Source organism: Mucilaginibacter sp. PAMB04274 (genome assembly GCF_039634385.2).
In the GTDB taxonomy this organism is placed as follows: Bacteria; Bacteroidota; Bacteroidia; order Sphingobacteriales; family Sphingobacteriaceae; genus Mucilaginibacter.
The window spans coordinates 4,694,565-4,708,067 of sequence record NZ_CP155081.2; the positions used below are offsets into that span (position 1 = coordinate 4,694,565).

Annotated in this window: 11 protein-coding genes; 4 read left to right on the forward strand and 7 right to left on the reverse strand. The window is 44.5% G+C overall.

Annotation, left to right across the window (positions count from 1 at the left end):
- Window positions 1–52 precede the first annotated feature (52 nt).
- Complete coding sequence (locus ABDD95_RS19980; protein WP_345949120.1) at window positions 53–2,653, reverse strand: glucosidase; 2,601 nt, start codon at window positions 2,651–2,653, stop codon at window positions 53–55.
- A 160-nt stretch (window positions 2,654–2,813) separates the two neighbouring features.
- On the opposite strand from ABDD95_RS19980, the gene ABDD95_RS19985 reads away from it, so the two are divergent.
- Both ABDD95_RS19985 and ABDD95_RS19990 read left to right on the forward strand, forming a co-directional pair.
- On the forward strand, window positions 2,814–3,344 hold the full coding sequence (locus ABDD95_RS19985) for a sigma-70 family RNA polymerase sigma factor (RefSeq protein ID WP_345949121.1): 531 nt from the start codon (window positions 2,814–2,816) through the stop codon (window positions 3,342–3,344).
- Entirely contained in the window at window positions 3,325–3,597 is a 273-nt protein-coding gene (locus ABDD95_RS19990; protein WP_345949122.1) for a hypothetical protein, read from the forward strand. Before ABDD95_RS19985 ends, ABDD95_RS19990 begins: the two co-directional genes overlap by 20 nt.
- Before the next feature lie 119 nt (window positions 3,598–3,716).
- On the opposite strand, the gene ABDD95_RS19995 is transcribed toward ABDD95_RS19990, so the two are convergent.
- Both ABDD95_RS19995 and ABDD95_RS20000 read right to left on the reverse strand, forming a co-directional pair.
- Window positions 3,717–4,487: a GLPGLI family protein gene (locus tag ABDD95_RS19995; protein ID WP_345949123.1), complete on the reverse strand. Its 771-nt coding sequence runs from the start codon at window positions 4,485–4,487 to the stop codon at window positions 3,717–3,719.
- An 8-nt stretch (window positions 4,488–4,495) separates the two neighbouring features.
- Window positions 4,496–7,243 carry an outer membrane beta-barrel protein gene (locus tag ABDD95_RS20000; protein ID WP_345949124.1) on the reverse strand — a complete coding sequence of 916 codons (2,748 nt, stop codon included), beginning with the start codon at window positions 7,241–7,243 and terminating at the stop codon, window positions 4,496–4,498.
- A 194-nt stretch (window positions 7,244–7,437) separates the two neighbouring features.
- On the opposite strand from ABDD95_RS20000, the gene ABDD95_RS20005 reads away from it, so the two are divergent.
- Entirely contained in the window at window positions 7,438–8,382 is a 945-nt protein-coding gene (locus ABDD95_RS20005; RefSeq protein ID WP_345949125.1) for a YafY family protein, read from the forward strand.
- Between the two features lie 65 nt (window positions 8,383–8,447).
- Entirely contained in the window at window positions 8,448–8,957 is a 510-nt protein-coding gene (locus ABDD95_RS20010; RefSeq protein ID WP_345949126.1) for a DinB family protein, read from the forward strand.
- 135 nt (window positions 8,958–9,092) lie between these two features.
- On the opposite strand, the gene ABDD95_RS20015 is transcribed toward ABDD95_RS20010, so the two are convergent.
- The 4 genes from ABDD95_RS20015 to ABDD95_RS20030 all read right to left on the reverse strand — a co-directional run bounded on the left by ABDD95_RS20015 (window position 9,093) and on the right by ABDD95_RS20030 (window position 13,437).
- A complete protein-coding gene (locus ABDD95_RS20015) occupies window positions 9,093–9,896 on the reverse strand; it encodes a phosphatase PAP2 family protein (RefSeq protein WP_345949127.1) in 804 nt (267 codons plus the stop codon).
- A gap of 122 nt (window positions 9,897–10,018) precedes the next feature.
- Entirely contained in the window at window positions 10,019–11,338 is a 1,320-nt protein-coding gene (gene nhaA, locus ABDD95_RS20020) for a Na+/H+ antiporter NhaA (protein WP_345949128.1), read from the reverse strand.
- Between the two features lie 43 nt (window positions 11,339–11,381).
- Window positions 11,382–12,689 carry a UDP-N-acetylmuramoyl-tripeptide--D-alanyl-D-alanine ligase gene (gene murF / locus ABDD95_RS20025; protein WP_345949129.1) on the reverse strand — a complete coding sequence of 436 codons (1,308 nt, stop codon included), beginning with the start codon at window positions 12,687–12,689 and terminating at the stop codon, window positions 11,382–11,384.
- 94 nt (window positions 12,690–12,783) lie between these two features.
- On the reverse strand, window positions 12,784–13,437 hold the full coding sequence (locus ABDD95_RS20030; RefSeq protein ID WP_345949130.1) for a LysE family transporter: 654 nt from the start codon (window positions 13,435–13,437) through the stop codon (window positions 12,784–12,786).
- Window positions 13,438–13,503 lie beyond the last annotated feature (66 nt).

A 13,503-nucleotide genomic window follows, 5' to 3' on the forward strand; every position in this document is an offset into this window, starting at 1 on the left:
TGCACAAATTGACATTTTGTAAAATGAGGCGCTCACGTTCATCTTGTTGTTACTACAGCAAAGCAACCAGCCCTGTCCACCCAGTTTGGTGGCTTGCCCCTAAACCTTTTCCTGTATCACCATGAAAGTATTCGTAAAACAGAATGTAATCCTTAAAGTGCTCGTCTTGGTTAAACTTAGGGTGTCCGCCAAATACAGGCCGCTCGCCTTTCTCATTCCGCAAAAATATCCCTTTGAGCCGCTTACTGAGGGCATGCGCTATCTCGGCCAGCGTTAAATACTGACCTGAACCAGTCGGGTATTCAACCTTAAAATCATCCGTATAATATTCGTGAAAACGATGTAGTGCACCAACGAGCAGGTAATTCATGGGCATCCAGATTGGGCCGCGCCAGTTGCTGTTACCACCAAACATATTGCTGTCACTCTCGGCAGGGGTATATTTAACCGAGTAATCGGCCCCGTTAAGGATGTACTGATACGGCGTTTGCTCATATACCTTAGAGAGCGAACGAATGCCATAATCGGACAAAAATTCGTTGGCATCCAGCATTCGGCGCAATAATAGTTTCATGCGATGGCCACGCAGCAGCGAAAATAAGTGCGTTTCGGTACCCTTGGTATCCTTCCATCGGCTAACTAAGTTAACCAAGTCGGGGCGCTGGTTCATAAACCAGTCGAGCCGTTCGGTTAAGCCGGGGAGGTTTTGCCATTTGGCCTCGTCAAAAATAATTACCGCAAACATAGGAATGAGGCCCACCAGCGTACGCAGGCGCAGGCGATCCCAGCTGCAATCGGGCTTCCTAAGCACATCGTAGTAAAAACCGTCTTCATCATCCCACAAACCTAATGAGTCTTCGCCCAGGTTGGCCAGTGAGCCTGCTATGTACAAGAAGTGCTCGGCAAACTTTACGGCCATACTTTCATACGCCTTGTTGTGCAAGGCAAGCTCCATAGCTATACGCATCATATTAAGCGAGTACATGGCCATCCAGCTGGTACCATCCGCCTGCTCCAGTAAGCCGCCCCCGGGTATAGGTGCGCTGCGGTTAAAAACACCTATATTATCCAAGCCTAAAAAGCCGCCCTCAAAAATATTGTTACCCTCGCTATCCTTACGGTTTACCCACCAGGTAAAATTGAGCAACAATTTCTGAAATATCTCTTCCAGGAACACCAGATCGTTCTTACCCGTACGCTTGCGATCAATATTAAACACTATCCAGGTGGCCAGTGCATGTACAGGCGGGTTCACATCACTAAAATCCCATTCGTAAGCCGGTAACTGCCCGTTGGGGTGTATGTAATTAGCGCTAACCAACAGGCGCAACTGATTTTTAGCAAAATCGGCATCAACCGGGGCCAGTGCAATGCAATGAAAAGCCAGATCCCACGCCGCAAACCAGGGGTACTCCCACTTATCAGGCATCGATAAAATATCTTCGGCCACAAAGTGCTTCCAGTGGCTATTTCGGCCATGCCGTCGCTCTTTTGGCGGTACCGGTTCATTTGCATCGCCATCCAGCCAGCGTTTAATGTTGTAATTATAATATTGCTTGCTCCACAACATGCCCGCCCAAGCCTGCCGTTGTACCAGCTTTTCATCGTCAGTACTACCAGCCGTATGGCGGGTAGCGTAAAATTTATCGGCATCAGCATGGCGCGAAGCCAGCATCTGATCAAAACCATGGAAAGGTGTCTTTTTCTTCATTTTGCTTAACCGCAATCTAATCACCACCTTCCCTTTGGCAGGCACCGTGTATTGGTACCAGAAAGCAGCCTTTGTACCTTCATGACTGGGGTTAACAGCAGCAGTATCTCCATTCACCACCCGGTTGTTAATGCCATCTTTTAGATAAGGCGCTTCATTAGCTGCCTGGTATAAGCGCTCATTGTTGGTTTCGTTGTCGGTAAACAGCGCTTCGGGGTTACCATCGGCATAGCAATAGTAATCGCCCAGCTGATTACACCGGAGATACATCGTGTTATGACCCTGAAACAATATTTCGGGCCGGGCCCCACCATTAAACCAAGTATTACGGTACCACAACTGAGGCAGCACATGTATAGGTGCATCCTCGCTGCCCCGGTTATAAATAGTGTACTGTATCAGTATATCTTCTTCGCTTTGTTTAGCATACTCAGTAAATACATCAAAGTACTTGTCCTCATCAAAAGTACCGGTATCTATCAGCTCAAACTCGGGCACTTGCTTGCCACGCCGACGATTTTCTTCGGCCAGCCAACTATACGGAAAAGCCTGTTGCGGATACTTGTACAGCATTTTCATGTAGCTGTGCGTAGGCGTGCTGTCGAGATAATAGTAGAGTTCCTTTACATCCTCGCCGTGGTTGCCTTCGTTGTTGGTTAAGCCGAAAAGGCGTTCTTTCAAGATAGCGTCTTTGCCATTCCATAAGGCAAGGCCAAGGCACAATAGCTGTTTATCATCACTTAAACCGGCCATGCCTTCCTCACCCCAGCGGTAAGCTTTACTGCGGGCCGCATCATGCGAAACATAATCCCAGGAGTTGCCATCAGCGCTATAATCTTCACGAACGGTTCCCCATTGGCGCTCGGATAGGTACGGCCCCCATTTAAGCCAGTTTGTTTGGTTGCTGTAATGCTGTTCAATTCGTTTTTGTTCGGCGCTCATAAATAGGGGTTGAAAACAATGCGGGTAAGATAGTTAATTTTTAAAATGATGATTATGGGCATTGATCAAGATGTGAAGCTTTGACATTGCTGAGATAAAATCAAAAATTTTTGGTGATATATTTAAAGTATTGTACACTTTGTATGATATAGCAGTAGTTATGGAAACCGTTGACAAAATGAAGCAAGACTGGTTAACAAACCTTTACCTCACCGCTTTTCCGGCCGTGGCACAACACATTAGCAGGCAAGGCGGCAGCCTGGACGAGGCTAAAGACATATTTCAGGATGCCCTGATCATCTACTATGAGAAAGCAGTAGCGGGCAAACTACAGTTAACACATAGCGAAAAGGCTTATATATTGGGTATAACCAAGCACTTGTGGTACCAGCAGCAACACAAACAGAAAGGGAAAGTTAATGAGGATGTGTTGAATTACACCGAGTTGCATGAGCATGTTTCGCCCATGCCCTCTACCAAGCGCTTACTACGTTACCTGGAAACAGCCGGACAAAAATGCATGGACATGCTACAAGCCTTTTATTACGATAAATTGCCCATGAAAGACATAGCCGAACGCTTCGGACTTTCGGGTGAGCGATCGGCAACGGTACAGAAGCACAAGTGCCTGGAAAAAGTGCGCGAAACAGTTAAAGCAAAATCACTGACGTATGAAGACTTCTGCAACTGAGACCCGGCTTATAGACAGCTACCTTTTAGGCCAAATGCCACCCGCAGACAAGCTTGTTTTTGATGCCAAACTTATGCTGTGCCCCGAGTTACAGCAAACAGCAGATTGGCAGCAGAAGGTTCACCAACTGGTTAAGCTACGCGGCCGGCAAAAGTTAAAAGCGCAGATACAGGAAGCAGAACAAAAAGTGTTTAGCCAGCCTGAGTACAGTGGGTTTAGGCAAAGGGTGTGGAGGTTGTTTAATCGTCTTTAATGTACTTTTAGAATTTACAATCTGCCATTTTGAACGATAGGGAGAACTTCTTTAAACCTTTTAAGCTTATAATTAAAAGTCCCCTTAGCACTCGAAACGACAGATTGTATCAATACCTGTTAAAGCATATAAGCTTTATACTCATCTTTGGCGTATTCGCCCCAATCGTCCATAGCTTTTTCCAATGTGGCGCGTAAACCTTTATTATCAAGCGGCTTGCCTTTGGTTGGCGGGGCCAACTTATTGGGGGGTACGGGCACATCGGTTACCTTAGTGGCAAACCAACTGATATTCTCGTGTGGCAGGGCTACGCCCAGTATCATTCCTGGCAAACCGGTAAACGATTCGGGGCCGCCCGATACGGCGATCTGATCGGTATAAAATGCCACCACATAAATCGAATCCATTACAATAGCATTAGCACGGCGGCAAGCAAATCCGGCTATCTCACGGGTTTCGTCGGTAATTTTCCACTTAATTTTACGCAGGCTGTCCCTTACCAAAAAGGTTTCCTCGTAAACTTTCTTTTGGGTAACGCTGGTGCCTGCATTTAAATCGGCCGCTACCGTGTTGTTTTGTGGCACCATGCCGCTACCCCAAAAGTTTTGAGGGCCATTGTCTGGATTGGGCGTGTACAGGGTTTTGTTATCGTCGAAAGTAAGCGTACTGGTAAGCTTTTTAAACTGAGGCTGTGAGCGGCGGTACTGGTCATAAGCCGGTTGCAAATAGCTTTCGTTATCTTTATTAATACGCTTTTTAAGCATGGCAAACATGTTCACAGTCTTCTCGTACTCGACAGTGCCGGATGTAGTAAATCGTGCGTTCTGAGCAAGTAACATACTGCTCCATAAAGTTATAAGGCCGGTGGTGATTAGGGTGGTCAATTTCATGGTGAATATTATTTTTGTGGCGCGCCTCCGCCCATTCTGTTAAAGTCCCAGGTTAAGGTGAACATAAAGTAACGACGTATGGTAGTATACTGTGTTTGTGTTAATGAACCACCGTTGGCACTACGACTAAAGCCATTATTTTGGTTGAGCAAATCGTAAGCATTTACAGCCAGTTTCAGGCTTTCATCCTTAAAGAATGCCTTGCTAACGCTGGCATTAAGCAGGTATCGGCTCAGCTTTTCGTTAAAAGACTGCGTAGGCGCTCTATATTCATAATTGCCTTCACCATTAATTTGTATTTTACCGGGCAGGTAAATACCAACATACTGATAGGAAGTGAAGCCGCCGCCATTATTGTTCACACTTTTAACCAATGATGACACACTGGTGTTGTAAGTTGGGCCGAACGTGCCGTAAAAGTCATACTTTTTTTGCTTGTATTTTGATAACCTTAACTGGCCAGAAAAATTATAAGAGCGTGTGCGGTTTAATGCGTTGTTGGTAAGATTGAAATAAGTGTTACCGTTAGCATTTAAATTAACACCAACGTTAACCCCGCCCAGCAATTTCACCTTGCGCCCGTATGAAGAGTAGAGCGAAAAGTTGGATGGTGTATTGTTACCTAAGTTGATATACTGCAAACGGCTCTTGCCCGTCAGCGAATCGGTAGCGGTATTGTTAACTATAGGGTTGGTGGTAAAGTTGTAGGAACCGCCGATGTACATAGACTGATCGCTCAGTACCTTGTAAGAGTTGTAATTCATATTGAAGCGATGGGTAAACGAAGGCTCCAGATTCGGGTTACCTATGGTGATGTTCAGATCGTCGTTATTATTACGAACGGGTTGTACCTGATCAATGCTTGGCTGTGTATTACTGCCGCTGTAGCTTAAATTAAATGCGCGTTGCTGAGAAAAACGGTACTGATAGTTGGCCGAAGGGTTCCAGTTTAGAAAGTGGCGCTTATACCTGTAATCAGACATCAGGTCTTCCTGGCTAAAGCGTACATCTCTTACCTTGGTGCCAAAGTTAAGTACCGTTTTTTCCTTCTTATAATTAAATACTGCACCTAACTGATGTGAGATCTGGTTAAGCTGGTAATTATTGCTTAGTGAATCAATAAGGTTGCTATATACTGAGGGGGCCGATTGTGAGAACGATCTCCTATCGGCCGTACTGTTGTTTAGGCCAAAGCCATAGTTGGCTACAATTGCAAAGTATTTGGTAATTGGCTCGGAGTAAGTAAAATTGGTACTAACTACGTTGCTTTTCACATTGTTAATCTTGTACTGATCAACAAGCTTGATGCTGTCAACGGCGCCGGTTTCGTCGTAATAGTCAATCTTTTGATACAGGTTGCCTTTAACATTATTTTGATTGAGTGCCTCTGTAACATTTAAAGATATCGTACGACCTGTCTTTTTCAGTTTTTTGGTGTAAAAGCCCGTCGCGTTGAACATCTTTTGATCGCCCTCATTATCAATACGGCGAATGCTCTGGTTAATTAATAAATCGTTACCGCGTAAGCTGGTTGATAAGTTGTTGTTGCGGGTTTCGTTGTTTTTGAACGTTCCGTCTACGGTAATTTTAAGGTTAGCTGTAGTGTCCAGTTTAACCTGGTACATTGCGTCAAGCTTTTGCCTGAAAATGTAGTTGTTGAAATCCTGGTCGTTGTTGGATTTGATAAAGTTCTGATTGGTGCTTGCGCTTGTACCGGGCAGGTTATTTTGATTTTGAATGTTCTTGGTACCAACCACACCCAACGAGCCTATTTTATAATTGCCGTTAAGAGTATACTTATCGCCACCCCACTTATCATCAAAGTGCAAACCACCCGTGCGGGCCGTAGGTATACCCTCACCACTATATTGCCCGCCAAACGACTCCAATTCATCACCGCTACTGCCGCTTATATAAATACCGCCATCAATCATTTCCACATTGTTGGCCGAGCCGTACTTACTGTTATCTTCCCAGCTTAAACCTGTTTTACCGGAGTTGGCCAGTGTACCATAAGCCGAGAACTTCTTTTTGCCCCAAAACTTATTAAATGCAAACTGCTCCTGGTAAAAGTCTTTAGTGCCTATGCCGGCATCTACCTTACCAAAGTAGCCGTTCTTTTTATCTTCTTTCAGTTTAATATTAATGGTTTTAGTTTTCTGACCGTCATCAATACCTGTAAAGGTCGCCTGGTCGCTTTTCTTATCATAAAGCTGCACCTTGTCTACCATATCGGCCCGCAAGTTTTTGGTAACCAGCGTTGGGTCATCACCAAAAAATTCCTCACCATCAACTAAAACCTTATTTACAGTTTGTCCCTGGGCAGTAATCTTCCCATCCTTATCTACCTGTATACCGGGCAGTTGCTTAAGCAAGTCTTCTACCCTGGCATTAGGCTGTACGGTAAAACTGGATGCATTAAATTCAGTAGTGTCGCCTTTAATTTTGATAGCAGCCCGTGTTCCCCTTACAATAACACCCTCAAGCAGCTTAGATTTCAGAATCATGCTTATACGGCCAACATTGTGCGTAGTGTGTGCCGAGTCGAGTGTAAACTCCTCCACATAGTCGGCATACTTAGGGTAAGTTGCTAACAAAATAAATTTGCCCTTTCCCAATTGCCCTATGCTAAAGCTGCCATCGGCTGCCGCACGGGTAAACTTACGGAGGGTAGAATCTTTGGCATTAAGTACCGAGATACTCGTGTTGCTCAGCTTTACATTCGAAATAGTGTCGGCCACGGATCCCTTAACCATATACGGATTTTGGGCGAAAGCAAGAGACGTGACCAAGCAGACGGTTAACAAGGTTAGAAATAGTTTCATGATAAGGATTATGGTTGAAAGATATAACTAAATGCTTAGTACATCAAGTGAATAAGATGTTAAAACAGCAAATAATTACAGATTTTAACATAATTTAACATGCTTTTCTCAATTTGCACCACAGCATGAACCGTATAGACCGTATATCAGCCATATTAATTCAGCTACAGTCACGTAGAGTGGTTAAGGCTCAGGCTATTGCCGATAGGTTTAACATTAGTTTGCGCACCGTGTACCGCGATATGCGCACACTTGAAGAGGCCGGCGTGCCTATTATAGGTGAGGCCGGCATGGGCTATTCCCTGGCTGAGGGCTACCGCCTGCCGCCTGTTGCTTTTACGCTGGAGGAGGCTACCGCTTTCATCACTGCCGAAAAGCTGGTTGAAACCCTGACTGATGAGGTGAATGGCAGCAGTTATAAATCGGCCATGTTTAAGGTACGGGCCGTGTTGCGCAATGCCGAAAAAGATTACCTGGCCGGAATGGATAGCCGCATTGAAGTGTTCAAGGCCAAACGGTCGCCTCATATGCACGGCAACCTTAATCCGCTGCAACTTATTTTAAAGGCCGTTACCTTGAAAAAAGTTATCAGTCTTGATTATTTTTCGCACTATAGGCAGCAGCATAGCCAGCGCTGCGTTGAGCCAGTTGGCGTTTTTTACCTGGATAATTACTGGCACCTGATTGCCTTTTGCCGCGTAAAAAATGACTATCGCGATTTTAGGTTCGACCGCATGCTGAACCTGCAATTAACCGATGATGACGTAATTACCAATCACCCTACCCTGAAAAGTTACATGGACAGCGTTTACCGCGAACGCAACCTGCACCAGGTAAAACTGTTTGTAGAAAAGGAAGCAGCGCTGCACCTGGGCGAACAAAAGTATTACCACGGTTACATAGGCGAGGTGGAGAAAGACGGCGGTGTGGAGATTTCCTTTCTTACCAGTTCTTTTGAGGGCTTTGCACGCTGGTACATGATGTTTGGCGATTATGCCCGCATTATAGAGCCCGATTTGTTGCGAGAAAGAGTTAAAATGATAGGCGAAAAACTTTTATTGAAGTTATAAACCCTGCTGACATAGGGCTGTCACTCGCTACAGGTTACTTTGTTGCATCATCAAAACAAGTAACCATGAACATTATTGAACTGCTGCTGAAAGAACTGAACGAAGAGACTGAAAAGACGCGCCAAATGCTGGAGCGTGTGCCTAACGACCGTTACGACTGGCAACCCCATGTAAAAAGCATGACCATACGCCGCCTTGCCACCCACATAGCCGACCTGCCCAACTGGATTGCGCTCACGCTAACCACTAATGAACTGGATTTTGCCACGGCTGACTGGAAAGAGGAAGTTATAAACAACACCGACGAACTGCTCGATTGCTTTGACCGCTCTGTACAAAATGGCCAAGCACACCTTAAAAAGGCAACTGAAGAAGAACTGCAAAAAGGCTGGACCATGCGCAGCGGCAAGCAAATTTATGTGCAGGCTACCAAATATGAATTTATCCGTTTAACGTTCGGTCAAATGATACACCACCGTGCACAAATGGGTGTGTTCCTGCGCTTGCTTAATATTCCTATCCCCGGTCCCTATGGCCCAAGCGCTGATGAAATGGAGTTGGCAATGCAGGCCTAATATAAAAGGAAACCTAACCTAAACCTGTCATTTCCGGCAGCAGTGAGAAGTCTTTTCAGAGGTGGTAAGCTCATTAGTTCGAAAAGATCTCTCGCTGCTGCTCGAGATGACATTTATTGTAGTAATGATGCCTGTTTAAAACCGCTTTACAAAGGTAAAGCCGGCTACGCCGTTGTTATAACTCGGTATAAATATGGTAGCTGCTTTCTTGTCGTTGTCTTTATCGTTACGGAAAAAGTTGTTACGTATAATGGGGTATAGTAAATAAGCTGCCTTGGTAGACAGGATACCAAAACCCGCGCCTGCTATAATATCGCTAAACCAGTGGTCGTTATTGTACACGCGTAAAATTGCTGTAGCTGTGGCAAAAGAATAGCCTACAACGCCATACCAAGGCGATAATTCACCATACTCCTGCGCCATAAATTCGGCTGCTGCAAATGCTGTACTGCTGTGCCCGGATGGAAAAGATAAACGGTCGCCCGAATTTGGCCGCAACCTGTCCGACGTATGTTTCAGCACACTCACCGTTCCGGCTCTGATGGCTTCAGACATAGCGTACAGAATGGTACGGTCAATAAAACGGTTTTTGCCGGGTACGCCAGCTAAATTCAAAGCATATACTGCCACTACCGGGGCAAACTGGAAATAGTTATCAACAGGTGTATGAAAATCCTGGTGTTTTTGTTGAATGTTATTGTAAACATGGTAATCTACCCGGCGTATGGCATCTACTTCGAAAGACAGTAAACCATACCCAATAAAAACGGCAGGTGGAATAAAGGAAGCGAACTTGCTCTGCAGGTGCGGCACAGTATCTGGCACTTCCAAAATATGTTCAGCAGAATCGGTTTTAATAGAGTCTTTAACCACCTGGGCCCTTAAGCGCACAGGAAAAACAGCCACGAGTAACAGCAAGGTATATAAAAAGCTTTTCAAGGTATATGCAGTTAATGTTAAACTTATATTAACAAATCGTTCCTATAAATTCACAAAACTGCTATAATGTTTTACAGAAATCTAAAATAAGTAGTTGTTAAAGAATTGATTTAAGTAATAAGTTACCTAGCATTTGCGGATGTACGTTTTAAAATTATGTAGCCAATGCTACCAGCTAAGAGCGAAGCCAGCAGAATACCGTACTTAGCTTCGTCTATCATAATTTGATCTTTAAAAGCCAGTGCCGATACAAACAGCGACATGGTGAAGCCAATGCCGGCTAAAGTAGCCACACCTACAATGTGCCGCCATGTGGCGTGTTGCGGCAAAACAGCCATGCCTGTTTTAACCATTAACCAGGTAAATAATAATACACCAACAAATTTACCAATGAGCAAGCCGGCTATAACACCTATACTTACCGGGTTAATTAATGCCGAAAAGAAATCGGCGCCTATTATTATACCGGCATTAGCCAGCGCAAACAGCGGCATAATCACAAAAGCCACCCAGGGATGTAATGCATATTCAATTTTTTGCAGCGGAGTTTGTGCAGCTAAGCTAAGCATCTTAATATGCTCAATGGTTTCATGTTGAAGCGGTGTGGTTAAGGTGCTATTATTAGGAATTTCCTTATCAAAATCATCGGCCAGTTGGCGCAATTTAGCTGAGTAAACGCGTTCATCAATAATAGTGCGTGCCGGAATGGTAAAAGCTACCAGCACCCCTGCAATAGTAGCATGAACGCCCGACAATAAAAAGCCCACCCAAACACCAAAGCCAATTATTATATAAAAACCCGTACGGCGAATACCCAATGCGTTACCGGCTACCAGTACAAGTAAAAAACCAGCACCTATTAATAATGGTATAAAATGCAGATTGCTGCTGTAGAAAAAGGCGATTACCAGTACTGCACCCAAATCATCGGCCACGGCCAGGGCCGAAAGAAATACTTTAACAGATGAAGGTATATGCTTGCCAGCTACCGAAACCAGGGCCAGCGCAAAAGCAATATCGGTAGCCATAGGGATACCCCAGCCATGCGCTGCTTCGGTATTACGGTTAATTATAAAATAGATAAAGGCAGGTACCAGCATCCCTCCTAAAGCAGCAACCATAGGCAGCGACGCTTTACTTACCGAGGACAGCTCACCGCCCATAAATTCGCGTTTAAGCTCCAGCCCAATTACAAAAAAGAAAACAGCCATAAGGCCATCATTAATCCAGATGTGCAGCGGATGGCTCAAAGCATCTCCACCAAAACCGAATGAGAAATTAATATCCCAAACATGATGATAGCTCTCCTGAAACGGCGAATTTACCCATATAATAGCCAAAATTACACTGGCAAAAAGTACGATACCGCTAGTATGTTCCTGGTGTATGAACCGGTTTACCGGCTGTAATAGTACATCAATGGGCGATTTATGTATAGCCATAAGTATTTAAAAGTCAAGTAGCACAAATGGCTTAAATGGGTAACTACAAAAATGCTACCAGCCGCTCCAAGGCCATGCCGCGCGAACCCTTAATTAATATCGTAGCATTGGTTACAGGCTTGCTTTGCAGCCCCGCCATAGCTTCTTCGGCTGTTGCGTAAAACGTAGCTGGGTAGTTGCCCTGTTGCAAGTAAAACTCCCGACCAACAAAAATGTGTTCATCAGCAGGTACATTTAATGCAATTTTTAACACCGCTTCATGCTCTGCAGCGGCTTCGGGGCCCATTTCAAACATATCGCCCAAAATCATCACCTTATGCTCAGCCTGCATTTTATCCAAATTGTCAATAGCAACTACCATACTGCTGGGGTTAGCATTATAATAATCGCAAATGAGTGTATTGGTGGCTGTTTTTACAATTTGCGACCTGTTATTTTTAGGCTGATAACCCGATATGCCAGCATTTATTTGCTGAGCGCTTAACTTAAAGTAATGCCCTATGCAAATTGCGGCCAGCACATTATCCAAATTATACTCGCCGGTAAGCTGCGTACTCACCTCGTACTGCTCTTCAGAGTTACCTATGCTCCATCTTAAAGAAAGAAATGGAGCATTACCTGTTAAATCGCCCTTAATAGTATTTAAAACATAATCTTTTCCGTAAAAGATAACATTCTCCATATTGCGGTCTTGCTGCATGCGCATCAGGTCGCTGCTATTGCCATTTACAAATGCGGTACCGTTAGTGGCTTTCAGGTAATCATACAATTCCCCCTTCCCTTTTTTTACACCTTCCACACCACCAAAGCCTTCCAGGTGCGCTTTGCCTACGTTGGTAATTAAGCCGTGTATGGGTTGGGCAATAGTGCAAAGCAGCCCTATTTCTTTTTGATGATTGGCGCCCATTTCAATAACCGCCATTTGATGCGTGCTATTGATAGATAGTATGGTGAGCGGCACACCAATGTGATTGTTCAGGTTTCCCTGGGTAGACAGCGTATTAAATTGCTGCGACAGAACAGCGTTAATTAACTCCTTGGTGGTAGTTTTGCCATTGGTGCCGGTTAAACCGATTACCGGTATCTGCAATTGCTTGCGATGATAGCGGGCCAAATCCTGCAAGGTGCTCAACACATCATCCACCAGTATATACTGGTCTGATAATCGGTACACAGCATCATCAATAATGGCATAGGCCGCACCGGCTTCCAATGCCTGTGTGGCAAAGGTGTTAGCATCAAATTTGTCTCCCTTTAGGGCAAAAAACAAACTGCCGGGTGCAATTTTGCGTGTATCAGTACTGATGACAGGATGCTGCAGGTATAGCTGGTAGATTTCTTCGATGGCCATGCGCAAATATAAAATAGAAAAAGATTTAAATACTATTTGGACATCACCCTTTCTTATAACCGGACAGTAAAATCACACCGTTGGATAACCTATTCTATAAGGCCAAGCCGATCTTAATATCAAGCGAATGATGCCCCAGCACCAGCCACACCTGCTTAACCACATGGTAAACCGCAAACCCGAAAAACAGTACCGCAATACTGGTATTGATTAACTGCGTGCTCAGTGCAAACTTGCTTTGAATGTACCTGGCCGACCTTGCATAAGCATACAAGCATAAAAAAGATCCCATAGCCGAACCTAAACTAAACACGGTTAAAGCAAAAAAGCCGGGCGGTATCCACTGGTGGGCGAGTAAATAAGTACCGGCAATCATCCAAAAAAGAATTTGCATAGGGTTAATAATACCCAGTAAAACACCGTAACGAATACTCTCGCGGTCGGAATATTTTTGTTTGGGTGGCTTTTTACGGTTGAGCCAGGTAATAGTGCCTAAAGTGCCAAAAAGGATTACCATTACCCAGTCAATAATAGTTTCGATATGCGGTTGTACCGACAGCCACTTGGCCGCCTGCATAATAAAAAAAGTAAAAAAGAACTCAACGCACGAAAATGCGGTAATAAAACGCAAGGCCTGACGCATGCCCCGGTTAATAGCTATCTGCGTGAGTGTAAGGTTTATATTGCCCGGCGGAATGTAACCTGTAAAGTTTACAACCAGTCCCAGGAGGAACGTCAGAAAAATCATTACTCAAAAGTAAACCGTTTTTTGGATATCAGATAAGCATTTTATGGTAGTTAGCATGATTTAACC

Coding starts and splice junctions, on each gene's coding strand:
- ABDD95_RS19985 (WP_345949121.1), top strand. CDS start 2,814: ATGGAAACCGTTGACAAAATGAAGCAAGACTGGTTAACAAACCTTTAC.
- ABDD95_RS20030 (WP_345949130.1), bottom strand. CDS start 13,437: ATGATTTTTCTGACGTTCCTCCTGGGACTGGTTGTAAACTTTACAGGT.
- ABDD95_RS20005 (WP_345949125.1), top strand. CDS start 7,438: ATGAACCGTATAGACCGTATATCAGCCATATTAATTCAGCTACAGTCA.
- ABDD95_RS19990 (WP_345949122.1), top strand. CDS start 3,325: ATGAAGACTTCTGCAACTGAGACCCGGCTTATAGACAGCTACCTTTTA.
- ABDD95_RS20010 (WP_345949126.1), top strand. CDS start 8,448: ATGAACATTATTGAACTGCTGCTGAAAGAACTGAACGAAGAGACTGAA.
- murF (WP_345949129.1), bottom strand. CDS start 12,689: ATGGCCATCGAAGAAATCTACCAGCTATACCTGCAGCATCCTGTCATC.
- ABDD95_RS19995 (WP_345949123.1), bottom strand. CDS start 4,487: ATGAAATTGACCACCCTAATCACCACCGGCCTTATAACTTTATGGAGC.
- nhaA (WP_345949128.1), bottom strand. CDS start 11,338: ATGGCTATACATAAATCGCCCATTGATGTACTATTACAGCCGGTAAAC.
- ABDD95_RS19980 (WP_345949120.1), bottom strand. CDS start 2,653: ATGAGCGCCGAACAAAAACGAATTGAACAGCATTACAGCAACCAAACA.
- ABDD95_RS20000 (WP_345949124.1), bottom strand. CDS start 7,243: ATGGTTAAGGGATCCGTGGCCGACACTATTTCGAATGTAAAGCTGAGC.